This window comes from Labrenzia sp. 5N (assembly GCF_012395805.1).
Classification (GTDB): Bacteria; Pseudomonadota; Alphaproteobacteria; order Rhizobiales; family Stappiaceae; genus Roseibium; species Roseibium algicola.
Map to the genome: position 1 here is coordinate 230,799 of NZ_JAAZTM010000002.1, position 22,531 is coordinate 253,329.

Consider the following 22,531-nt stretch of genomic DNA (forward strand, 5'->3'; position numbering starts at 1 on the left):
GCTCGTTCAGGAGGGGCTTATAGGGCGAATGACGCAAGCGTGAAAGAGGGTTGTGACATATGAGGCCGGAATTGCTTGAGATTTGAGGCCGGATTTTGCAAGAACACCATCTGTCAGACCCAAAGCAGTGATCTCTTCATGTTCGATGCCCACCTGCGCCCGCTGATCGATCCGCCGCTGAACCGGCTGGGCCTGATCCTTGCCGGCACGGGGCTTACCGCCAACAGCGTGACGCTGGCGGGCTTTGCCGCCGGTATGGGGGCAGCCATCGCTATCGCAACGGGTCATACCCTGATCGGCTTGTTCCTGATCGCGGTCAACCGATTTGCAGACGGTCTCGATGGCGCGTTGGCCCGGGCAACGGCCAAGACGGATCTCGGCGGCTACCTCGACATCACACTGGATTTCTTCTTCTACAGCGCAATCCCTCTGGCCTTTGCCATACAGGACCCGGCCCGCAACGCTTTGCCGGCGGTGGCACTTCTTGCCAGCTTCTACGCGAACGGCTCGGCCTTTCTGGCCTTTGCCATCATGGCGGAGAAGAACAAGCTGACCACCGACGCTCAGGGCTCCAAATCGCTCTATTACATAGGCGGGCTGGCCGAAGGCACCGAGACCATCGCGCTATTCCTGCTGATGGCCCTGGTCCCCGCCTGGTTTCCTGCGCTTGCCTACGGTTTTGCCGCGATATGCGTCGTGTCCGCCGGCGCCCGGGTGCTCATTGGCGTGAAGGCGCTGCGGCAGACAGGCCGTTAGATCGCCTGGAGCGCCTTCTCGATATCTTCCAGCAGATCCTGCGGATCCTCCAGACCGATTGAAAGCCGCAGGATACCATCGGTGATACCGAGTTCCGCGCGCGCTTCCTCGCCAATCGACTGGTGCGTGGTCGTCGCCGGATGGGTGATCAGGCTCTTGGCGTCGCCCAGGTTGTTGGAGATCTTGACGATTTCCAGCGCGTTTGTGAAACGGAACGCGGCTTCCTTGCCGCCCTCGATTTCCATCGCCAGCATAGTGGATCCGCCGCTCATCTGGCGTTTGGCAACATCGGCCTGCGGGTGGTCGTCCCGGCCCGGATAGATCAGCCGCGCGACCCTGGACTGGCTTGCCAGATAGTCGGCAATCCTGCCCGCCGTTTCCGTCTGGCGCGCAACGCGCAGCGGCAGCGTTTCCAGGCCCTTCAACAGGACCCAGGCACTGAACGGGCTCATGTGCGGACCGGTATGCTTGATGAAAGGCATGACCTCGTCGTTGATCCATTCCTCGTCCGACAGGATCACACCGCCGAGGCACCGGCCCTGGCCATCGATGTGCTTGGTGGCCGAATAGACGACCACATCGGCACCGAGCTGAAACGGCGACTGATACAGCGGGGTCGCAAACACGTTGTCGACGATCAGACGGGCACCGGCTTCCTTGGCGATCTGTGCCACGGCCTCGATGTCGATGACTTCCAGCGTCGGGTTGGTCGGGCTTTCCAGGAACAGGGCCTTGGTGTTCGGCCGAACAGCCGCCTTCCACTGCTCGATGTCCGTTCCGTCTACCAGCGTGCTTTCAACGCCGAAGCGCGGCAGCAGTGTTTCGCAAATATAGCGGCAGGAGCCGAACAGGGCCTTGGCGGCAATCACGTGATCGCCTGCCCTTACCGCTGCCATCAGCGCCAGATTGACGGCCGCCATGCCGCTGGCGGTTGCCCGCGCGGCCTCGGCCCCTTCAAGCGCCTTGATACGGTCCTCGAACATGGTGACGGTCGGGTTGGCATAGCGGGAATAGACATAACCCGGGTCCTCGCCATTGAACCTGGCCTCGGCAGCTTCGGCACCGCTGTAGGTGAAGCCCTGGGTCAGGTAGATGGTCTCCGAGGTCTCACCAAACGGTGACCGCATGGTGCCGCCATGAACCAGAGTGGTTGCAGGGCGCCAGTTCTTGTTTCCGGTCTTGGTGGTCTCAGTCATGTCTTTCATTCGCTCCAAACGCAAAAAACCCCAGCCTCAAGACCGGGGTTCTCACCTCCGGCCTTTTTAGCAACTTGTTTAACGTGGCTGCAAGCCGGCCGGCCCAAATCACCACGAAGTGAGCCTGTCCTACGGGAAAAGCAGGCACAGGTCAATTGTCTTGCGCACGATCCTCTCAAAAGCCCCGTTCTGCCAGAATGCCTGTTGGCGCGGGCGGCCCGATCCTTTAATGACCATAGACCAGCATAATGCGGAACATCTTCATGAACGTCACAGCGGGTCAGGTCTTGAACGGAAGCGCACTTCTCACAGCAAACGGCATTCTGCCGGAACGGGTAATCCAGGCCATGTTCGCCGCCGGAGAGATTTCAGCGGACGCGCCGCCTGTCACCGGTCAGATACAGCCTGCCAGCCTCGACCTGCGTCTGGGCAAGGAAGCCTACCGGGTGCGTGCCAGCTTCCTGCCGGGCCCCGACATCCAGGTCGCGGCTCGGCTTGAGCAGATGAAACTGCACACGGTCGACCTGAGCGAAGGTGCCGTCCTTGAAACAGGCTGCGTCTATATCGTGCCGCTGCAGGAAAGCCTCGCCCTGGCTCCCGATATTTCGGCAACTGCCAACCCGAAAAGCTCGACTGGCCGCCTGGATGTCTTCACCCGCGTCATCACAGACAACGGCCTTGCCTTCGACACCATTCCGGCCGGCTACACCGGTCCGCTTTATGCCGAAATCTCGCCTCTGACCTTTCCGATCCTCGTGCGGTCCGGGTCCCGCCTCAGCCAGATCCGTTTCAGGCGCGGTCAATCGCTCATTCCCGATGCGGAACTGGAAGAGGTGCACAAGGCCCACACATTGATGAGCGGCGGCAACGAGCGCATCGGCAACGGTGTGCAGCTCTCCATCGATCTGGAAGGGACCGGACCCAACAGCCTGATCGGATATCGCGCCAAGCAACACTCCGGACTGATCGATGTCGATGTCGTCGGCGCGCAGGACGTCCTGGATTTCTGGGAACCTATCTATCGCCGCCAACGGGCGGAACTTATCCTCGATCCGGATGCATTCTATATTCTGGTCAGCCAGGAAGCTGTGCATGTACCGCCGGACTATGCGGCCGAAATGGTGCCGTTCGATCCACTCGTCGGCGAATTCCGCGTCCATTATGCAGGCTTCTTCGATCCCGGTTTTGGCCACGCCAGTGCCGGTGGTGTCGGCTCGCGCGCGGTTCTTGAAGTCCGCTCACATGATGTCCCGTTCATCGTGGAACACGGCCAGACCATCGGGCGTCTGGTCTATGAACACATGGCGGAGCGCCCGGCGACACTCTACGGTGAAGGCATCGGCTCCAACTATCAGGGCCAGGCACTCAAGCTGTCCAAGCACTTCAAGGCACCCGCCTGACCGCCGATGGCCTTGAAAACCGTCACCCGTGAGTTTGAAGGATTTCTGGAAGACCGGAAGTCCCGCTTTCTGGCGCATCTGGTGCCGGTGGACATGTTCGACCGGCGGATGGAAGAGCTGCGCAAGGAACACAAGAAGGCCAATCACATCGTCACGGCGCACCGGAGACTTCTGGAAGACGACCGGATTGAGGAGAGCGGCAAGGACGACGGTGAACCGGCTGGCACCTCCGGCATGCCGACATTGCGCGTGCTGCAAGGGGCAGACCTGATCAACTGCGCTGTTCTGATCGTGCGTTATTTCGGCGGTACGAAACTCGGCGGTGGGGGCCTGGCCCGGGCCTATTCCGGCGCAGCGCAGGATGCGATCAACAACGCCGACTTGGTACTGTTTCAAAAGATACTGTCGAAAACAGTTCGCGCAGACTTTGCGTCCGGATCGGAACTGGAACGGCGGATCGAGACCCTCGGCCTCACCGTCATGGCGCGCGACTACACCGAAGACGGAGTGACGCTGACCGTCGAAGGGCCGGAAGAGGTTCTGGCTGAACTTTAGAGAGCGTCGACGTCCCGTCACTCCTTCCAAGTCACTAGGGCCAGCCCCTCCCCCGGTCGTCATTGCTGGACTTGATCCGGCAATCCATACGGGGATCTTGGTCACAAAGAGACAATTGGTTCAGGAGACGGAGTGTCTTGGTTCCCACGGTTCAGCCAAGGGACGACGCCTCGGATCGTGGATAGCTCTCGGTTCATCGGCTGATGCCTCTGCTTCAGTCCACCGCGCCGCCTTACGTCCGCGTCTTGCCGGCTTCCGCCTTCAGCTCTTTCAGTTCTGCTCGAAGCGCCCTGACCTCTTCCAGGATCAGCCCTGTGTCGTCATGAATGGCCTGGCGGTTGGCGTCGGCTTCAGCCTCGTGTTCCTCCTGCATGGCGGAGACGATGATACCGATAAAGAGGTTCAGCACCGTGAAGGCCGTGCACAGGATGAAGGGGACAAAGAACAGCCAGGAATAGGGATAGACATCCATGACCGGACGCACGATGCCCATGGACCAGCTTTCCAGGGTCATGACCTGGAACAGCGTGTAGAGCGATGCGCCGAGGTTGCCGAACCATTCCGGAAAGGCTTCGCCATAGAGCTTGGTCGCCATGACGGCGAAGACGTAAAAGACCAGCGCCATCAACACGACGATGGAGCCCATGCCCGGCAGGGCGGCCACCAGCCCGCCGATAACACGGCGCAGGGACGGTACGACGGAAATGAGGCGCAGAGCCCTCAAAATTCGCAGCGACCGCAGAACGGACAGGTTGCCTGTTGCCGGCATCAGCGAGATTGCAACGATGCTGAAGTCGAAGAGGCTCCAGGGGTCCTTGAAGAACTTCAGGCCATGGGCATAGAGCCGCAGAGCCAGTTCAACGACGAAAATGCCCAGGATCACCTGATCGACCAGCCTGAGGAAACTGCCTACCTCTGCCATGACAGCAGGACTGGTCTCCAGACCGAGCGTCAACGCATTCAAAACGATAACGCCGATGATGCAGACTTCCCAGTTGCGTGAGGTGACCAGCGCCCTGACCTGATTTCGCATATATATGACCCGGTTTGATGTCTTTTCGTGCGTACCGCACTGCCCGGGCCGGAACATGGCGATTTCAGCGTCGCAGCGCAAGATCGCAGCGCTCTGGAAAAGCATCGAACCATCAGACAAGCGTGCTTGACAGGTCGGGCAAGTCGGCGCAGAAAGCTCATCAGGTTCGGCGGGTGTAGCTCAATGGTAGAGCAGAAGCTTCCCAAGCTTAAGACGGGGGTTCGATTCCCCTCACCCGCTCCAAACAACCAATCCAATTCCTGAATTTCCCAGTGGCTTTTCTTCAGCGCAGCGTTTCGCCGACCTGCGGGGTTTTCCGGACATCTGCGCGGCTGAGGCCAACATCCTTCAAGAGATAGTCGGGCAGATCCGCCAAGTGCGCCATGTCGCGCCGACGGCGCAGGCACTTCAGCGCGAAATGCAAGACGGCAGCAACGAGACCGGCTCTACGGACGCGCGCCAGGTGCAGAGGTACAAGGTGATCGGTCATCTGTTTTGCTCCTTTCCAACGGACAGGAGTAAGTTTAGAAAAAGCCTCTACGGACAGTGCGCAAAATTCTCAAAATTGAGCGATAAATTCGCAAAAATTCCGATTTTGAGATAAACTACCGCACAATTACGCCGAACAGGACTTTTCAACATGGATCTGGACGATTTCGATCATCAGCTGCTGCATCTGCTCAGTCTCGATGCCCGCCAGACCGGCAAGGAGCTTTCCGAGAAAGTTGGCCTGTCTTCTGCCGCCTGCCTGCGCAGGGTGCAACGCCTGAGAGAAGTCGGGGCTATCGAGCGGGAAGTGGCCATCGTGTCACCGGAGGCAACGGGCGCCTCCGTTACCTTGCTAGTGATGCTGATGCTGTCGCGTGGACAGCCGGAACGTATGGCGAAGTTGCGGCAGAAGTTGCTGAAGCTTCGGGAAGTGAAAAAGATCTACCACGTCACGGGTCCGGCCGATCTGGTACTCACCGTGCAGTGCTCTTCCATGGAAGCCTATTCAACTTTCACCGAGGCGCATTTCTATGAAGACGACATCAAGGGCTTCGATACGATCGTCGTCCTGCGCTCCTACGATCCGGAATCGGGGACTTGACTGCACTCCGCGGAATTCAGCCAACGCTGTGCCTGTCAGAGTTCTCGCGTTTGTTTTCGGAGTGCCTCGTGACATCTTCGACGGAGCGGGCTGACAAGCGCTGCCGGTTCGCGATATTCTGTCTGCGCGATTCCCGGCGCGTATTGCCGACCATGACTTGATACGGAACGAGACGTCCGCGTGCCAGCTTCACTGCCACTTCTCAAGATTATCTGCCGCGTTGCAGCCGGGCTGCTGACGCTTGGCACTTTGGCGCTTGGTACTTTGGCGCTCGGCGTCCTGTCGGTTTCAGCCCAGGAGGCTTCGGTCCGCGTTCCCAATTTCTGGGATCCGAAAGCCGTCCACGACCGGCCAAATGCCATTCCGGACAAGATCCAGTTTCTGGCAACCGACGGATATCCGCCCTTCGTGTTCCGTGACCAGCATGGCCGTCTTACCGGCTTCAATGTCGATCTCGCACGGGCTCTCTGCCAGGAGCTTGGAAGTTCCTGCGCCTTGCGCATCAAGGACTTCGAGGTTCTTCTGCCTGCACTGGACGAAGAAGAAGGTGACGCGATTATCTCCGGCCTGTCGCGCAGCCTCCCCTCCACGCGCCGCCTCAACTTCACCGAGGACTATCTGAAGCTGCCGGCGCGGTTTGTGGTTCGGGCGTATAACGCGTCCGATTTCAACGAGCAGGCTCTCACCGGCAAGCGGATAGCCGTTGAAGCAGGGTCCCGCTACGAGGCGTTTGCCAAGCGCTTCTTTCCCGATGCCGAGATCATCAGTCTGGAAACCGCAGAGGCGACACGCGAGGCGGTCAAGGGCGGTTCGGCCGATGCTCTGTTCGGCGACGGCCTGAACCTGTCCTTCTGGCTGCCGAGCGAAGCTGCAGATGGCTGCTGTGCCTTTGCCGGCGGCCCGTGGCTGGAGCCGGGCTATTTTGATGAAGGCATGGCCATTGCGACCCGCCAGGACGATCCGGAACGGGCTGCGGCCCTCACCTACGCCTTGCGCCAGCTTCACCAGAAGGGCATCTACCGCGAGCTTTACCTGCGCTATTTTCCCATGAGCTTCTTCTGACCTTTCCGGCCATTCCCGACAAAGAACCAGGTCAGCTTTTGCCTTTCGCGTCCTCGACACGCGCCTCCTTCCGGCGGTCCGGATTTTTCAGGAACGGGATCGCCAGGCTGAAGGGAAACGAATGCGCACGCGGCGTGAGCGCGGCACCGAGCCCGATTTCCATCGTCTCTTGTCCTTGCTCGGGATCTTCCACGTAGGTTCCGAACAGACGGTCCCAGACCGAAAGATAGAACCCGTAGTTGGAATCCGTCTCGTGCGGTAGCACCGAGTGATGAATGCGGTGCATGTCCGGAGTGACGATCAGAAACCGCAAGGGGCGGTCCAGCCAAAGCGGCAAGCGGACATTGGCGTGGCTGAAAACCGCAGAGCCGTTGAGAACGATCTCGAAGATCAGCACGGCTTCAACAGGACCGCCGAGGGCGATGATGACCACCCCTTTCCAGAGGAAGGACAGCAGAATTTCGATCGGGTGGAACCTGAGCGCGGTTGTAGCGTCCACCTCACTATCTGCGTGGTGCATGCGGTGAATGCGCCAGAACAGGGGAACCTTGTGCGACACCAGGTGTTGAAACCACACCGCAAGATCAAGCACGACAAAGGTGATCAGACCGGCCACAACACCCGACCAGCCGAGAAATGCAAAGAGGCCCCAACCCTTTTCCTGTGCCAGCATTGCAAGGCCGACGCCGCCGATGGGGAAGAACAGCCGCACCAGAAGGGCATCAAGCAGAACAATGCCCCAGTTGGTCGGCCAGCGCTTCAAACGGCTGCTCTTCAGGCGCCGCCGTGGCAAGCCCGCCTCCAACAGCGCCATTATCAGAAAGATGCCGCCGAAACAGGCCATGCGAACCTGGTTGATGTCGATCTGGTCAAACATGGGGTCTTTTGAAACGTCCTGACTAATGCTGCTTGCCACGGTCCCGATGGCACGATAGGGCGATACGACAATACTCCTGATATCATTCCTTGCCGCTGCGACAGATCACATCATCATGACCGACTTTCTCTGGAACCGCCCCGAAACGCCACCTGTGGCAACACTGCTGCTGGCCCATGGTGCTGGCGCAGCCATGGACTCAACCTTCATGAACAAGCTCGCGGCAGCCCTCGCGAGCCAAGGCATTGCGGCCGCACGTTTTGAATTTGCCTATATGGCCGGTCGCCGGACGGGAGGCCCGAAAAAACCGCCGCCCCGCGCCGACAAGCTGATTGCCGAGTTCCAGACCGCCCTGCAATCAGTCCTCAGCCAGAGCGACGGTCCTCTGCTGATCGGCGGCAAATCGATGGGTGGTAGGGTCGCCGCGATGCTGGCAGGCGGCGGCTCGCTGCCTGGCCGCGCCAAGGGCGTTTCCTGTTTCGGCTACCCTTTCCACCCGACCGGCAAGGCCGATGCCGAGTGGCGGCTCCAGCCGCTGCAGGACGCCAAACGGCCGGTTCTGGTTCTCCAGGGCGACCGGGATCCGTTCGGCTCGAAGGCGGAACTCGATGAAGTCACCTTGCCAGCTCATGTCAGCCTGACTTATCTGGAAGACGGCAACCACGACTTCGGACCGCGCGGCAAGTCGCCGGCGACACTCGACGGCAACATCAAACTGGCAGCCGAAGCAGTCAGGGCATTCGTGGATCGGCTCACGAGTTAGGGCCCACTACGTACCCGGACAAGCGCAGCGCAAGTCCAGGGCTCTCGCGCAAGGCAGCAAGGAAAAAAGCCCGGACCGTTTCCGATCCGGGCTTTTTGAATTTGATGACAGTCCGGCTTACTGGCCGGGCTTGCCGTCGAATTCGTAGCTGGTGCTGCAGAACTCGCAGGTGACGATGATCTTGCCGTCGACAGTCATGTGGTCGACGTCGTCGTCGCTGAACCCGGCGAGAACATTCTCGATCTTCTCGCGAGAGCAGCTGCACTTGTCGACCAGCGGCTGCGGCTCGAAAAGGCGGACGCCGCGTTCGTGAAACAGCCGGAAGAGCAGCATTTCCACGCTGACTTCCGGATCAGTCAATTCGACATCCTTGACCGTCTCGACCAGTACCTTGGCTTCCACCCAGGCATCGTCCTCGTCAATCTCGTGCGGGCTCGTGCCTTCCGGGGCATTGCCCGGATCAATGTCAGCCTGGCGCATGCGTTCCGGCGCTTCGGGCAGGAACTGGATCAGGATCCCGCCGGCTGTCCAGGTTTTCACGTGACCCTCGCCTTCCTGGCGGGTGAACAGTTCACCGACACCAAGACGAACTTCTGTCGGGATCTGCTCGGATCGCTCGAAGTACCGGCGTGCGACTTCTTCCAGCGACACACCATCCAGCTCCACCAGTCCCTGGTAGCGCTGCATGTGCATTCCCTGGTCGATGGTCATCGCCAGATGTCCGTGCCCGAGAAGGGCCTCCTGCGTTGCCTTGCCATCAGCCATCAGCGCTGCGACTTCAGCAGCATCGAAGGTTGCGCAGGCGCGGATTGCGTCGGGTGACTTGAAGTCGACGACCAGCATGGACACCGGTCCCTTCGTCTGCGTCTGCAGCGTGAAGCGGCCGTCGAATTTCAGCGACGTGCCCAAGAGGCTGGTCAGAACGATCGCTTCCGCCAGCAGGCGCGAGACCGGTTCCGGATAGGCATGCCGGTCAAGAATTTTTTCCAGGACAGGACCAAGCGCGACCGCACGGCCGCGCACGTCGAGCCCTTCCACGGCAAAGGGCCGGACAGCGTCCAGCCCTGCAGGCGTAATGCCCAGTTCATCAAGATTAAGTGCCACTTGGCTTGCCTTATGCTGCGCCGAAGCACCAGGCCAGAATGCCCTTTTGGGCATGGAGCCGGTTTTCGGCTTCGTCAAACACAACGGAGTTGGGACCGTCCATGACGTCCGAGGTGACTTCCTCACCCCGGTGGGCCGGCAGGCAATGCATGAACAGGGCGTCCTGGTTTGCCTCAGCCATCAGGCGTTTGTTGACCTGATAGGCGCTGAGGAGGTTGTGACGCGATTCCGCATCGTCATCACCCATGGACACCCAGCAGTCGGTCACGACACAGTCGGTCCCCTTGACTGCCTCATATGGGTCCGTCGTGACCTGAATGGAACCACCCTTGGCACGAGCAGTTTCAATCAGGTCCATCGGCGGCGCCAGTTCGCCCGGCGTCGCGATGCGCAATTCGAAATCGAAGCGCGGCGCGGCATGAATCCAGGAAGCCAGCACGTTGTTGCTGTCACCGGTCCAGGCAACGCTCTTGCCCTTGATCGAACCGCGATGCTCTTCAAAGGTCAACAGATCCGCCATGATCTGACAGGGATGCGAGAGCTTGGTCAGGCCGTTGATCACCGGCACTGTCGCATTTTCTGCAAGTTCACGCAGGTCGTTGTGATCGAGGATGCGGATCATGATCGCGTCGACGAAGCGCGACAGCACCTGCGCCGTATCGGCGATTGTCTCTCCGCGGCCGAGCTGCATTTCCGCACCGGTCAGCATCAAGGTCTCGCCGCCAAGCTCGCGCATGCCGACGTCAAAGGAAATGCGCGTACGGGTCGACGGTTGTTCGAAGATCATGGCCAGCACCTTGCCGGCCAGAGGACCCTGGCCGCGATGCACGCCGTTGCGGCTCGACTTGATCTTCCGGCTGGTGTCCAGGATGGCGCGCAATTCGTCGCCTTCGAAGTCCGTCAGATCCAGAAAGTTCCGGTAGGTTCCGTTTGCGGTCATCAGGCCGCTCCTTCCGCCAATTTCGCTTCCATGGCGACAGCAGCCTGTTCCAGGCGCTCGACAGCAATGGAAATTTCCTCTTCGCTCATGGTCAGCGGCGGCATGATGCGCACCACGTTATCGCCGGCAGGAACTGCCAGCAGACCGGCTTCACGGGCTGCAAGCACATAATCTGCCACCGGCACCACGCATTTCAGACCGAGCATCAGGCCGTTGCCGCGTACTTCGGCCAGAACGTCCGGATGGCTATCCACCAGTCCGGCCAGCTTCTGCTTGAAGCTGAGCCCCTTCTGACGGACACCTTCCAGGAACCCGTCTTCCAGAACGACGTCCAGAACGGCATTGCCGACTGCCATGGCCAGCGGATTGCCGCCAAAGGTGGTGCCGTGGGTCCCGGGGGACAGCGCCGCTGCCGTTTCTGCCGTTGCAAGACATGCGCCCATCGGGAACCCGCCGCCGATACCCTTGGCGATTGCCATCAGGTCCGGTTCCACGCCCGCCCACTGGTGAGCGAACAGCTTGCCGGTCCGTCCGACACCGGTCTGGATCTCGTCGAAGATCAGCAGAATGCCGTTGTCATCACAGATCTTGCGCAGCGCACGCAGGAAATCGGCCGGAATTTCGCGGATCCCGCCTTCGCCCTGCACGGGCTCGATGGCGATCGCGGCCGTTTGCGGACCGATGGCATCTTTCAGCGCATCCAGGTCTCCTGCCGGCACCTGGTCGAAACCGGGAGCCTTCGGGCCAAAGCCTTCAAGATATTTCGCCTGGCCGCCAGCCGCGATGGTCGCGATGGTCCGGCCATGGAAAGCGCCTTCGAAGGTCACGATGTGGAACCGCTCGGGGTTGCCGTTGTCATAATGATAACGGCGCGCGCATTTGATGGCAGCTTCCATCGCTTCCGCACCGGAATTCACGAACAGCACCTTGTCGGCAAAGGTTTCCGCGCACAGGCGCTGCGCCAGTCGTTCGCCATCCGGGATCTGGTGTAGGTTGGAGGTATGCCACAGCTTGGCTGCCTGATCCTGCAATGCCTTGACCAGATGCGGATGGGCATGACCGAGTGCGTTGACCGCGATGCCGGAACCGCAATCGAGGAATCGTCGGCCATCGGTGGTAACCAGCCAGACGCCTTCCCCATGATCGAAAGAAAGGTTCGATCTTGCGTAATTTCCGAATAGTGCAGTCGCGGACATAACCTCGTTTGTCTCCTTTAAACGCCCCTGCTGTCCCCTGCGTCGCCCCGACGCCGGGCCGTCACCTTGAAAAGATGCCGAAGGGCCAAAACGCAACGTGCCGCCCCGATGAGGCGGCACGCAGCGGCTTTCTTATACACTGCCGGTACCATGCACTGTCAATGGAAATGGCGCACAAGACATTTCATGTGCTGCGGAGGGCGGATTTCATAAAATTCTCAATGACCTCGCCATAATTGGGGAAAAGTCGTTTCATCCCCAACTGGTTTGGGTCGAGTGGTTGCCTGACAAATTAACGTTATTGTAACCTCTCAGCAATCAGACACGAGATCTCGTGAGGCAAATCACCAAGAGGCACTAGATCTGCCAGCATTAAGCGTGCTTGCGCATGCTTAACACGGGGTTAATGGCCGCAGGACGGTCAAACTAAAGGGTGCGGCAATGAGTTGGACAAACGAACGAGTTGAGCTTCTCAAAAAGCTTTGGGGCGACGGCTTGAGCGCAAGCCAGATCGCAGGCGAACTGGGTGGTGTTACCCGTAACGCCGTGATCGGCAAGGTGCACCGCCTTGGCCTGTCCGGCCGCGCCAAGTCCACCTCTTCAAGCGCCAAGCCGCGCCGGCCGCGCACCGCAGCTCCTGCAACGGGTGCAGCGCCGAAGAAACCGACGACGTCACATCCGCAGTCGATCGGCGCGACGGCCCTGAAAGCAGACATCTCGCCTGCACCAGTGGTGGCCGCCAAGCCACGCGTAGAGCCGATTGCAGAGCTCGTTCCGATCTCGCAGCGGGCAACCATCCTGACGCTGACCGAGCGGACCTGCAAATGGCCGATTGGCGACCCGGCAACCGACGACTTCTACTTCTGCGGCCGCCAGTCCGATGCCGGCGTCCCCTACTGCGCTCATCACTGCAAGATCGCGTATCAGCCGGTCGCCGACCGCCGCCGCGACCGCAAGACGATGGCTCAGGCAGGCTGATAACCGCGCACCGAAGCAATTCATGAGAAAGCCCGCCATCTGGCGGGCTTTTTTTGTTTGGGCCTTCCATTGACCAGATGCCCGACCCCGAACAGTGACCTCCCACGGCTTAATCACGGCACCGATCCATGCAGTTTCCGTTCCATCAAATCAAACCTTGTTTGACCGCTCCGCCACGACAGTGACTGCAGGATCAGCCCCGACACCGACACAACTGATGGGGTGGTCGCAGAAGAGAACCTTGCTCCGCGAAAGGCACATAACCGCTGAGAAACAAAAAGCCCGCTTGAAAGCGGGCTCCTTAATTCCATTCTGCAAGTTGCGCTCAGGCAGTGGCAGAGGTGAACTGGTCATTGAAGGCGTATCCGGCACCACGGACGGTACGGATAGGATCCTTCGCCTTGCCCTTGTTCAGAGCCTTGCGCAAGCGACCGACGTGAACATCGACAGTGCGTTCGTCCACGTAGACATCGTGACCCCAGACCCCATCCAGCAGTTGTTCACGGGAGAAGACACGGCCAGGCGATGTCATCAGGAATTCCAGCAGGCGGAATTCCGTCGGCCCCAGGTGTATTTCCTTGGTGTTGCGGCGAACACGGTGCGTTTCGCGATCCAGTTCGATATCGCCAGACCGCAACATGCTGGACACCACTTCCGGGCTTGCCCGGCGCAGGATGGCGCGCACGCGGGCCATCAATTCCGGTACCGAGAAAGGCTTGACCACGTAGTCGTCGGCACCGGTCGACAGGCCGCGGATGCGCTCTGCTTCCTCACCGCGTGCCGTCAGCATGATGACCGGCAGGCGCTCGGTATCCTCGCGCGCCCGCAGGCGGCGGCACAGTTCAATTCCGGACAGGCCCGGCAGCATCCAGTCGAGCAGCAACAGATCCGGCAGGCTTTCCCGCAGGCGGATTTCCGCCTCGTCACCCCGGACACAGGACTCGACCGAGTACCCTTCCGCTTCCAAATTGTATCTCAAAAGAAGGCTGAGCGGTTCTTCGTCTTCAACGATGAGCACCTTCGGCATACATCTCGCTCCAATTACCGCAACCGGCGCCGAAGCGCCGGCCGTTAAGATCTTCTGCAAATCCGACGATTACCAGCGGGTCAGACCGCGCCTGTTTCGTCGACCTTTGCCCGGTCTTCCGGCAAACGCTCGCCAGTGACCATGTAGTAGACGTTCTCGGCGATATTCGTCGCGTGATCGCCGATGCGCTCGATGTTCTTTGCGCAGAACAAGAGATGGACGCACTGGGTAATGACCCGCGGGTCTTCCATCATGTAAGTCAGGAGTTCGCGAAAGATCGACGTGTAGATCGCGTCGACCTCGGCGTCGGCTTCCTGAACCCGGCGGGCGGCTTCCGCATCCTTCCGGGCGTAGGCATCCAGCACCTGCTTGAGCTGCGAAAGAGCGAGTTCCGTCATGTGCTCCACACCGATCGCAAGCTTCTTCGACTGCAAGTCGCTGTCGATGGCGATGACGCGCTTGGCAACGTTCTTTGCAAGATCGCCAACACGCTCCAGGTCATTGGCAATGCGCGTTGCGGCGGTGATTTCACGCAGGTCCTGCCCCATCGGCTGGCGGCGGACGATCAGCTCGATCAGCTTCACTTCAAGTTCGTTGTAAAGGCTGTCCAGCCGGACATCGCCCTTGATCGTCGCCTTGGCAAGCTCCAGATCCTGCGACACCAGCGCGGACACCGCATCGGCGAAAGCCTTTTCGGCAATACCACCCATTTCGGCAACCTTGCCGGCCATGGCCGTCAGTTCGTCATCGTAAGCCGAGACTGTATGTTCAGACATCCTGTGTCCCCTTCAGAAACCTAAAAAATGCTTAGCCGAAGCGGCCCGTAATATAGTCCTGCGTACGCTTGTCCTTCGGATTGGTAAAGATGTCCTCCGTCAGACCTTCCTCCACCAAAATACCCAGGTGGAAGAACGCGGTACGCTGAGACACACGGGCAGCCTGCTGCATCGAGTGGGTCACGATCACGATGGTGAAGTTTTCCCGCAGTTCGTCGATCAGCTCTTCCACCTTCGCGGTCGCGATGGGGTCGAGCGCCGAGCACGGTTCGTCCATAAGGATCACTTCCGGGCTGACGGCAATCGCACGGGCAATGCACAGACGCTGCTGCTGACCGCCCGACATGCCGGTGCCCGGCTCGTCCAGACGGTTCTTGACTTCTTCCCAAAGCCCGGCCTTCTGCAGGCTGGAGGCAACGATTTCATCAAGCTCGGACTTGTTGCGGGCCAGACCATGGATCCGCGGACCGTACGCAATGTTGTCGTAGATCGACTTGGGAAACGGGTTCGGCTTCTGGAAAACCATGCCGACCTTGGCACGCAGCTGTACGGGATCGACCTTGGGATCGTAGATGTCTTCACCGTCGATCTTGATCGACCCTTCCACACGGCAGATGTCGATGGTGTCGTTCATGCGGTTGATCGTCCGCAGGAACGTCGACTTGCCACATCCGGACGGACCGATGAAGGCAGTCACGGACCGCGGCTGGATCTCGATGTCCACGTCCTTGATGGCGTGGGTATCGCCATAATAGACCTGCACCTTGTTCGCGGAAATTTTGCTGTCGGTCATGGTTTTCGCCTGTTCAAAATTCGGCATCTCGTTCATCGGAGCAATCCTTACCAGCGGCGTTCAAACCTGCGGCGCAGGATGATAGCGATAATGTTCATGGTCATGAGGAAGACCAGCAGCACGATGATCCCGCCCCAAGCGCGTTCATAGAAAGCCGGGTCGGCGCGTTTCGCCCACTCGTAGATCTGGGCCGGCATGGCCGAGTTCGGAGAGAAGAAACCGGCAGCCACACCGTCCGGGAAATTGGAGGCGATGAAGCCGACCATCCCGATCAGGAGCAGCGGAGCGGTTTCCCCAAGCGCCTGTGCCAGACCGATGATCGTGCCGGTCAGAATGCCCGGCATTGCCAGCGGCAGGACATGGTGGAAGATCGACTGCATCTTGGAGGCGCCAATGCCAAGGGCCGCATCGCGGATGCTCGGCGGAACGGCCTTCAAGGAGGCGCGGGTGGAGATGATGATCGTCGGAAGTGTCATCAGCGTCAGCACCAGGCCACCGACCAGCGGTGCGGATTGCGGCAGATGCATGAACTGGATGAACACCGCCAGACCGAGAATACCGAACACGATGGACGGAACGGCGGCCAGGTTGGAGATATTCACCTCGATCAGATCTGTGAACTTGTTCTGCGGAGCGAACTCTTCCAGGTAGATGGAAGCGGCCACGCCGATCGGCAGCGACAGGAACAGCACCACCAGCATCATGAACAGCGACCCGATCATGGACGCCCCGATGCCGGCCTGCTCCGGACGGCTGTCGGAAGCATCGGTTCCGGTGATGAAGGCCCAGTTGAAGCGTTTCTCCAGAATGCCGGCGGACTGCATCTGGTCAGCCAGATCCAGGTGTGCGGCATCCAGGTTCTTGTCTTCGGCAAGATCCTCGCGCTTGACGCGGCCCTTCAGGTAGCCGTCGACACGGGATGAGGCGATCAGCTCGAAGGTTACCGTCGAACCGATCTTGTCCGGGTTGGCAAGCGCAAAGTCACGGACCGTGGCGGCAGCACCCGACGAGAACAGCTTCTGCAGGTCTTTTGCCGACATGTCTGTGGTGATGTTTGCACCGGCGAGTTCCTTGGCAAAGGCGTCATCGATGATGGCCCGGTACTTGGACGTCTTGACCACCGACTTTTCCGCTTCGGCAATCTGCTCCTGATTGAGCGGGACATCCACCTTCAGGAAGGTCTGGCTGAAGGCGCCAAGGCCGTTGGACAGGATTGCCCACAACAGCGCAACGAGGAAGAACAGGCCGATGCCGATGGCAATGATGCCGTAGAGCTTGAAGCGCGCTTCAGCGGCGTTGCGCTTTCTGGTCAGCGGATCGAGTTCGAGGATCGACGTGGTCTTGTGCGGGGTCGGAGCACTGGTCTTGCCCGACGGTGGCGTAAGGGTCGTGTCGGTCATTAGTCGTACTGCTCCCGATATTTGCGCACGATGTAGAGCGCGACGATGTTGAGCCCCAGGGTCACGACGAACAGGGTCATGCCGAGTGCGAAGGCGACAAGGGCTTCCGGGGAGGCAAAGTCGGCGTCGCCGGTGAGCTGGCTGACGATCTTCGCGGTCACGGTGGTCATCGCTTCGAGCGGGTTCATGCTGAGGCGGGCAGCCGCGCCGGCCCCCAGAACAACGATCATGGTTTCACCGATGGCGCGAGAGGCCGCGAGCAGGATGGCCCCGACGATCCCCGGCAGGGCCGCCGGCAGTATGACCTGCTTCACGGTTTCCGAATGGGTGGCACCAAGCCCGAGCGAACCGTCACGCATGGCCTGAGGCACAGCGTTGATGATGTCGTCGGAGAGCGAGCTGACGAAAGGGATCAGCATGATGCCCATGACAGCGCCGGCGGTGAACACCGAGGAAGCACCGGACATCCAGCTTACGCCAAGCGCACCGCCGGAGCCGAAGACGTTCATCAGAAGCGGCCCGACTGTCAGCAGCGCGAAGAGACCGTAAACGATGGTTGGAATACCGGCCAGGATCTCGAGCAGCGGCTTGGCGACCGCGCGTACGTGCGGCGTTGCATACTCAGACAGGTAGATGGCAGCGAACAGACCGATCGGTACGGCAACGGCGAGTGCGATCAGGGAGATATACATGGTCGCCCAGATCAGCGGCACGATCCCCAGCTCCGATCCGCCGCCGAAGCTCGGCGCCCAGGTCAGGCCGAAGAAGAAATCCGCGGCCGGATAGAGCCGGAAGAACTCAACCGTGTTGAAGATCAGCGACAGCACGATGCCGACAGTCGTCAGGATGGCGATCGAGGCTGCTGCAATCAGGATATAGCGGACGACCGTTTCCACGACGTTGCGGGCACGGAAATCCTTGTTGGTGCGCAGAACACCGACAGCGAAACCGATCAGGCCGACCGCCAGAACGCCGATTGTCCGCAACAGCAGGCCTGTACCCGAGATGCTGCGGTATGTCTGCGCGGCCCGCAACGTTTCGGCGGTCACTTCGGAACCGAGCGCGACACCTATCTCGCCGAGACGGCTGCGCACGTCGGTCAGATCGGTGCGGATGGAAGACGCCATGTCGGCCGACATGGCGCCCTGAGAAACGGCAAGGTCGAGACCCTCGGCAACACGTACGACGTCGCTCATGACGAGGTCGAGTGAACTTGCGGCAATGGTCTCTTCGGAAATCTTGGAGGAAACCTGACTGTCAAGAATGATGGGCTGGAAGATCAGCCACGCAATGAGCAGCAGGAGGGCAGGAACCAATATCGAAACAACGACGTTCCAGCCGTAATAACCAGGCAGGGAATGGAGCTCTCGCACATCCCCTCCGGCAGAACTTAAGGCTTTTCCGCGGCCGACTATGTATCCGGCGACAGCCAGAACCAGCAGCGCAATAAGAATATATGGAAGTGACATAGGGCGACCCAACCGGCAAAGAAGAAAGAAAGGGCGGCCGAAGCCGCCCTTCCGGAAAGATGTGCTTAGTTGCCCATCGTTTCTTCGGCTTCGATGGAAGCCTGCGTAGCTGCAAGCTCCGGATCGGAAACCAGGCCATACTGGGCCAGCGGGCCGTCCGGGCCAGCGATTTCGTCAGAAACGAAGAACTGAGCGTATTCTTTCAGGCCCGGGATAACGCCGATGTGTGCCTTCTTGATGTAGAAGAACAGCGGACGGGAAACCGGGTACTCACCCTTGGCGATGGTTTCGGTGGACGGAGCGATACCGGCCATCGTTGCCACTTTGAGTTTGTCGGTGTTGTTTTCGTAGAACGCCAGGCCGAAAACGCCAACGCCGTTCGGGTTGGAGTCGATGCGAGCCAGGGTCTCGGTGTAGTCGCCGTCGATGTCGACCGACTTGCCGTCCGTGCGAACTGCGATGCAGGCGTCTTCAGCGTCGTCTTCGGACATGCCGCCGTCGATCATGGCTTTCAGAGCGCCGGATTCTTCGCAGCCAACAGCCAGAACTTTTTCTTCGAACACTTCACGGGTGCCGTGCTTGGTGCCCGGGATGAAAGCAGCGATTTCCGCGTCCGGCAGGGAAGCGTCAACTTCGGACCACTTGGTGTACGGGTTGTCGACGATCTGACCGTCCTTCAGGACTTTCGGGGACAGAGCGTTGAACCACTGAACCTGGGTGAATTCGTTGAAAGCCGGGCCGTCTTTCTGGGAAGCGAAGACGATGCCATCGTAGCCGATGCGGACTTCGATGATGTCTTTCACGCCAGCTTCGGCACAAGCCTTGATTTCCTTCTCGCGGATAGCGCGGGAAGCGTTTGCGATGTCGATGGTGTTTTCGCCAACGCCGGTGCAGAACTTCTTCAGACCAGCAGAGGAGCCACCGGATTCAACGACCGGTGTCGGGAAATCGGTGTTTTCGCCGAATGCTTCAGCAACGATGGAAGCATAGGGAAGAACCGTGGAGGAACCAGCAATCTGCACCTGGTCGCGAGCCTGAGCCGAACCAACGAATGCAGTGGAAGCAACGGCAAGAGCAGTTGCGCTAACGAGGGTCGTAAATTTCACTTGACCACTCCCTTTGAATGTCAAGGTTTCTAGATGATCACCGCGCTTGGATGTGCACGAGCGATGCGGGGAACCTAGGCTCCACGGATGAGAGTTCTATGACAGTTCCTTTTCAGTTTTGTGACAATTTAAGATGCTGAAATTACTCAAGAAAACCTGTTCCTTGACGGTTTTATGTCGCAAAGGGTCACAAAAACCCGTCTCGAGGTGCACATGGTGCAGCTCTCGCTTGCCTCGGCAAAGCTGACAGGCATCCCTTTTATCCATCTGGCGAGCGTCATGCCTGATCAGGGAAGCTTTCAGGCACCTGCCGCAGCGGCCGAATGGGGTTTTGCATTGCCCGGTTCGGCTCGATCAGAGTTGCAAGGCCGGCAACGCCATTGCGTCGGTCGCCTCTTGCCTGCGTTTTTCGGCAGACAGGGGAATCAGTCCCTTGCTCGCCAGATACCCATCGTCGCCCCAGGCCTCTTCGCTGGTAAAGGCAGCCACATACTCCTCCATGCCAGGAATAAGGCCGACATGTTCCTTCTTGATGTAGAAAAACAGCGGGCGGGACACCGGGTATTCCCCGGAGGCAATCTTTTCGAACGTCGGCTCGACCCCGTTGACGCCAACGCTCTGGATCTTGTCCCGGTTCTGCATCAGGAAGGAATAGCCGAAGATGCCGACCGTCACGGGATTGGCCTCCAGAGCACCGACAATCAGGTCGTCGTTCTCGCCCGCTTCGACAAAGCTGCCGTCCCGGCGAATGCGGGTGCAACCGTCCTTTTCCAGATCCTTGACCGACTTGCAGCCTTCTTCCATGACAAGTTCCTCGAACGCATCACGGGTGCCGGAGGTCGGAGGCGGTCCAAGCACCTCGATTTCCTCATTCGGCAAGTCCGCATCAATGTCAGACCAGGCGAGGTTGCCGTTGTCGACAAGCTGTCCGTCCTTCGGAAGTTTCTCGGCCAGCGCCTCGAAAATCTGCTCCACGGTCAGGGTGAATTTCGGGCCATTGCGCGAATTGGCCAGCACGATGCCGTCATAACCGATTTCCACTTCGACCGGCGTGACGCCGTTTGCGAGACAGGTGTCCAGTTCCGAAGGCTTCATGCGCCTGGATGCATTGGTGATGTCCGGCGTGTGTTCACCAACGCCCTTGCAGAACAGGTTGAAACCGGCGCCTGAGCCCGTGGATTCGACAATCGGGAACTTTACGCCGTTGCTGCCGACTGCTTCTGCGACCGCGGTCGCAAACGGAAATACCGTTGACGAGCCGACGATAAGCAACCGGTCACGGGCTTCGGCGGTCAGGGATGCCAAACAAAAAACGCCACACAACACAGCGCGGGCTGAAAAATACATCGGCACGTTAAAACTCCTGGACAAAATGCTGGCGCGATCCGGCAAGACAGGCCTTCCTTCCGGCGGATCGCCTGACCGGTCACAAAAGACTTTTCCGATCTTGCAGTGGCAAGTCTCTAGCAGTCTCGCGTCTCAGGAATACGACAGTCGCCAATCCGGCATCAGGCGGAGATCTTCTCGGGCAGACCTTCAACGTTCTCCATGGCAGGCAAACTGACCTTGAACGTCGCCCCCTGCCCCGGCTCGCTTTCCACCTCCAGCCGGCCCCTGTGGCGTGTCAGGATGTGCTTCACGATGGCAAGCCCGAGGCCCGTCCCCTTCATCGCCCGGCTCGATTCGACATCGACCCGGTAGAACCTCTCCGTCAGGCGCGGCAGATGCTCACGCGGGATGCCCTCGCCGTAGTCGCGTACCGAAAGTTGCCAGGTCAGTGCATCCTGCGGCGCCTGCGGTCTTTCAAGACCGACGTCGACGAACTTGCCGTCATGGCCGTATTTCAGCGCGTTCTCGATCAGGTTTTCCGTCACCTGGATGAGCTCGTCCCTGTCGCCCCTGATCCGCACGGGAGTGTCCGGGAGCTGAAGCCGGATCTCGACGCCCATGTCGGAGGCCAGTGGAGACAGCGCATCGGTCGTATGCCGGACGATTTCTGACAGATCGACAGCATTTGCGGGCCGGACGTGCGCCTTCAGCTCGATCCGCGACAGCGACAGGATATCGTCGATCAACCGGCGCATACGCCCCGCCTGGTCCAGCATGATCGACAGAAACCTGTCTCTCGCCTCCGGATCGTTGCGCGCAGGACCTTGCAAGGTCTCGATAAATCCGGTGAGCGAGGCCAGAGGCGTGCGCAGTTCATGGCTGGCATTGGCGACGAAATCCGTGCGCATGCGTTCAAGCCGGCGATTTTCTGTCAGGTCCTGAATGACCACCAGAATGAAGTCCGGCAAGCTCGGCATCTTTTCCAGGCCTGCGCTTCCGGGCATGTAGATCGGCGAGATATGAGCCTCGTACCAGGTTTCGGTCGGCACCTTCTCGATCCAGCTGATCTTCTCGGCCTCACCCGTTGTGCAGACACGGTCGAACGCTTCCAGCAGCGAAGGAGCCCGGAGCGAGAAGGACAGAGGATCCCCCGGTTTCACGCCTTCGTAAATCGACAGCGCCTGCTTGTTGACATAGCGGGTGATGCCCCGCCCGTCGGCAACGAAGCAGGGTGTCGGCAACGCATCAACAGTGACCTTCATGCCCGTACCCGGCCACATCCTGCGGATTTCCCGCTGGGCATTCAGCTTGACCCTGCGGCTCGAAGACTTGCGCGGCACGAAACAGGCCACAACAACAATTGCCGCCATGGCGAGCAGCGCCGTCGTCAACGGCACTTCATGGACGATGACCGCGCCTGCGGCTGCAGCAAACGCGAACAGCAGAATCCAGCGGGCTTCGCCAAGTCGGGTCAGCGGCGATGCGGCCTGCCGGTCTTCAGCAGGTTCTTCGATTGGCGAAGGCGGTTGGGTCATGGACGGTCGAGCGAATTCGTTTCAGCGGTTAGGTGTCCCGAGTGCAGACACTATTTCGACGTCTCAGTAAATGTGCAAGGCCGGAATAGGGAGATCGGGGCAGCATCGGACCACTCCCCTAACACGGAAAGCATGTCAGCCAAGCG

At 59.7% G+C, this 22,531-nt stretch carries 22 protein-coding genes, 1 tRNA gene and 1 riboswitch; of the genes, 8 read left to right on the forward strand and 15 right to left on the reverse strand.

Annotation, left to right across the window (positions count from 1 at the left end; genetic code table 11):
* The first annotated feature begins 138 nt into the window (after positions 1–138).
* Positions 139–756, forward strand: a complete 618-nt coding sequence (locus HEP89_RS01850; protein ID WP_168691214.1) for a CDP-alcohol phosphatidyltransferase family protein — start codon at positions 139–141, stop codon at positions 754–756.
* Here the strand turns inward: HEP89_RS01850 and HEP89_RS01855 are convergent.
* A complete protein-coding gene (locus tag HEP89_RS01855; protein WP_168691215.1) occupies positions 753–1,952 on the reverse strand; it encodes an O-succinylhomoserine sulfhydrylase in 1,200 nt (399 codons plus the stop codon). The two genes, HEP89_RS01850 and HEP89_RS01855, sit on opposite strands and share 4 nt — an antisense overlap.
* A 45-nt stretch (positions 1,953–1,997) precedes the next feature.
* Positions 1,998–2,077: riboswitch (SAM riboswitch) on the reverse strand.
* Positions 2,078–2,215: 138 nt separating this feature from the next.
* Here HEP89_RS01855 and HEP89_RS01860 point away from each other — a divergent pair.
* Both HEP89_RS01860 and HEP89_RS01865 read left to right on the forward strand, forming a co-directional pair.
* Positions 2,216–3,352: a 2'-deoxycytidine 5'-triphosphate deaminase gene (locus HEP89_RS01860; protein WP_051990224.1), complete on the forward strand. Its 1,137-nt coding sequence runs from the start codon at positions 2,216–2,218 to the stop codon at positions 3,350–3,352.
* A gap of 6 nt (positions 3,353–3,358) precedes the next feature.
* Positions 3,359–3,907: a YigZ family protein gene (locus HEP89_RS01865; RefSeq protein WP_168691216.1), complete on the forward strand. Its 549-nt coding sequence runs from the start codon at positions 3,359–3,361 to the stop codon at positions 3,905–3,907.
* Positions 3,908–4,139: 232 nt separating this feature from the next.
* On the opposite strand, the gene HEP89_RS01870 is transcribed toward HEP89_RS01865, so the two are convergent.
* On the reverse strand, positions 4,140–4,940 hold the full coding sequence (locus HEP89_RS01870; protein ID WP_168691217.1) for an ion transporter: 801 nt from the start codon (positions 4,938–4,940) through the stop codon (positions 4,140–4,142).
* Positions 4,941–5,109: 169 nt separating this feature from the next.
* On the opposite strand from HEP89_RS01870, the gene HEP89_RS01875 reads away from it, so the two are divergent.
* A tRNA-Gly gene (locus HEP89_RS01875) sits at positions 5,110–5,183 on the forward strand.
* A gap of 40 nt (positions 5,184–5,223) precedes the next feature.
* Here HEP89_RS01875 and HEP89_RS01880 read toward each other — a convergent pair.
* Complete coding sequence (locus tag HEP89_RS01880; RefSeq protein ID WP_055658103.1) at positions 5,224–5,430, reverse strand: DUF1127 domain-containing protein; 207 nt, start codon at positions 5,428–5,430, stop codon at positions 5,224–5,226.
* Between the two features lie 150 nt (positions 5,431–5,580).
* Between HEP89_RS01880 and HEP89_RS01885 the strand changes: the two genes are divergently transcribed.
* Both HEP89_RS01885 and HEP89_RS01890 read left to right on the forward strand, forming a co-directional pair.
* Positions 5,581–6,030 (forward strand): Lrp/AsnC family transcriptional regulator, encoded by a 450-nt coding sequence (locus tag HEP89_RS01885; RefSeq protein WP_077290625.1) that lies wholly within the window; start codon positions 5,581–5,583, stop codon positions 6,028–6,030.
* Between the two features lie 180 nt (positions 6,031–6,210).
* Positions 6,211–7,092 carry a transporter substrate-binding domain-containing protein gene (locus HEP89_RS01890; protein WP_208997765.1) on the forward strand — a complete coding sequence of 294 codons (882 nt, stop codon included), beginning with the start codon at positions 6,211–6,213 and terminating at the stop codon, positions 7,090–7,092.
* A 31-nt stretch (positions 7,093–7,123) separates the two neighbouring features.
* On the opposite strand, the gene HEP89_RS01895 is transcribed toward HEP89_RS01890, so the two are convergent.
* On the reverse strand, positions 7,124–7,969 hold the full coding sequence (locus tag HEP89_RS01895; protein WP_077290626.1) for a sterol desaturase family protein: 846 nt from the start codon (positions 7,967–7,969) through the stop codon (positions 7,124–7,126).
* 115 nt (positions 7,970–8,084) lie between these two features.
* Between HEP89_RS01895 and HEP89_RS01900 the strand changes: the two genes are divergently transcribed.
* Positions 8,085–8,732: an alpha/beta family hydrolase gene (locus HEP89_RS01900; protein ID WP_168691218.1), complete on the forward strand. Its 648-nt coding sequence runs from the start codon at positions 8,085–8,087 to the stop codon at positions 8,730–8,732.
* Between the two features lie 117 nt (positions 8,733–8,849).
* On the opposite strand, the gene HEP89_RS01905 is transcribed toward HEP89_RS01900, so the two are convergent.
* From HEP89_RS01905 to HEP89_RS01915, 3 genes are read right to left on the reverse strand one after another with little or no spacing between them, the layout of a single operon-like run.
* Positions 8,850–9,836: an Hsp33 family molecular chaperone gene (locus tag HEP89_RS01905; protein ID WP_023001809.1), complete on the reverse strand. Its 987-nt coding sequence runs from the start codon at positions 9,834–9,836 to the stop codon at positions 8,850–8,852.
* 10 nt (positions 9,837–9,846) lie between these two features.
* Positions 9,847–10,776, reverse strand: coding sequence for an ornithine carbamoyltransferase (gene argF, locus HEP89_RS01910; RefSeq protein WP_023001810.1), 930 nt, complete (start codon positions 10,774–10,776; stop codon positions 9,847–9,849).
* Positions 10,776–11,972, reverse strand: coding sequence for an aspartate aminotransferase family protein (locus tag HEP89_RS01915; protein WP_168691219.1), 1,197 nt, complete (start codon positions 11,970–11,972; stop codon positions 10,776–10,778). The genes argF and HEP89_RS01915 overlap by 1 nt, the downstream gene beginning before the upstream one ends.
* Before the next feature lie 441 nt (positions 11,973–12,413).
* On the opposite strand from HEP89_RS01915, the gene HEP89_RS01920 reads away from it, so the two are divergent.
* Positions 12,414–12,950 (forward strand): GcrA family cell cycle regulator, encoded by a 537-nt coding sequence (locus tag HEP89_RS01920; RefSeq protein WP_023001812.1) that lies wholly within the window; start codon positions 12,414–12,416, stop codon positions 12,948–12,950.
* 325 nt (positions 12,951–13,275) lie between these two features.
* On the opposite strand, the gene phoB is transcribed toward HEP89_RS01920, so the two are convergent.
* From phoB to HEP89_RS01960, 8 genes are all read right to left on the reverse strand, one after another.
* Positions 13,276–13,977: a phosphate regulon transcriptional regulator PhoB gene (gene phoB, locus HEP89_RS01925; RefSeq protein WP_023001813.1), complete on the reverse strand. Its 702-nt coding sequence runs from the start codon at positions 13,975–13,977 to the stop codon at positions 13,276–13,278.
* Between the two features lie 80 nt (positions 13,978–14,057).
* Positions 14,058–14,753: a phosphate signaling complex protein PhoU gene (gene phoU / locus HEP89_RS01930; protein ID WP_023001814.1), complete on the reverse strand. Its 696-nt coding sequence runs from the start codon at positions 14,751–14,753 to the stop codon at positions 14,058–14,060.
* 31 nt (positions 14,754–14,784) lie between these two features.
* A complete protein-coding gene (pstB, locus tag HEP89_RS01935; RefSeq protein ID WP_228869519.1) occupies positions 14,785–15,546 on the reverse strand; it encodes a phosphate ABC transporter ATP-binding protein PstB in 762 nt (253 codons plus the stop codon).
* A gap of 47 nt (positions 15,547–15,593) precedes the next feature.
* Positions 15,594–16,946 carry a phosphate ABC transporter permease PstA gene (gene pstA / locus HEP89_RS01940; RefSeq protein ID WP_168691220.1) on the reverse strand — a complete coding sequence of 451 codons (1,353 nt, stop codon included), beginning with the start codon at positions 16,944–16,946 and terminating at the stop codon, positions 15,594–15,596.
* Complete coding sequence (pstC, locus tag HEP89_RS01945; protein WP_023001817.1) at positions 16,946–18,415, reverse strand: phosphate ABC transporter permease subunit PstC; 1,470 nt, start codon at positions 18,413–18,415, stop codon at positions 16,946–16,948. Before pstC ends, pstA begins: the two co-directional genes overlap by 1 nt.
* Before the next feature lie 65 nt (positions 18,416–18,480).
* Complete coding sequence (locus HEP89_RS01950; protein WP_023001818.1) at positions 18,481–19,521, reverse strand: substrate-binding domain-containing protein; 1,041 nt, start codon at positions 19,519–19,521, stop codon at positions 18,481–18,483.
* 354 nt (positions 19,522–19,875) lie between these two features.
* Positions 19,876–20,826: a substrate-binding domain-containing protein gene (locus tag HEP89_RS01955; RefSeq protein ID WP_023001819.1), complete on the reverse strand. Its 951-nt coding sequence runs from the start codon at positions 20,824–20,826 to the stop codon at positions 19,876–19,878.
* Between the two features lie 203 nt (positions 20,827–21,029).
* Positions 21,030–22,385: an ATP-binding protein gene (locus HEP89_RS01960; RefSeq protein WP_077290630.1), complete on the reverse strand. Its 1,356-nt coding sequence runs from the start codon at positions 22,383–22,385 to the stop codon at positions 21,030–21,032.
* Positions 22,386–22,531 lie beyond the last annotated feature (146 nt).